At 52.8% G+C, this 231-nt stretch carries 1 protein-coding gene; it reads right to left on the bottom strand.

The features are described from left to right. Window positions 1-200 (bottom strand): hypothetical protein (locus tag LD028_RS09655; RefSeq protein WP_237811692.1); only part of this gene is annotated, 200 nt, incomplete at its 3' end. Window positions 201-231: the final 31 nt, after the last annotated feature.

Genomic DNA, 231 nt, shown 5'->3' with positions numbered 1-231 from the left:
ATATCGCCGAAGTAGCGACTGTCGAGAATGTTCCGGAGAGTGGCTTGGAGCGTGTTCTTGAAATCAACGCGCCCGCAATCAGACCCAATCCCGAGGTTGATTCCTAGATCAACCGTCCGGAATTGATCGAAAACGGGATCGCGCCGCATGGGTTGGTTTCGATAGAGATAGTCGCCCGAGCCAAGTTCAGAGCGATTCATGTAGTAGTAGTCCTGATCTCCCGCAAACGCA

The organism is Anoxybacillus sp. LAT27 (genome assembly GCF_022030075.1).
Lineage (GTDB): Bacteria > Bacillota > Bacilli > Bacillales > Anoxybacillaceae > Anoxybacillus > Anoxybacillus kestanbolensis.
The sequence above is the reverse complement of the archived record's forward strand: the minus strand, read 5'-3'. Positions and strand labels throughout refer to the sequence as shown.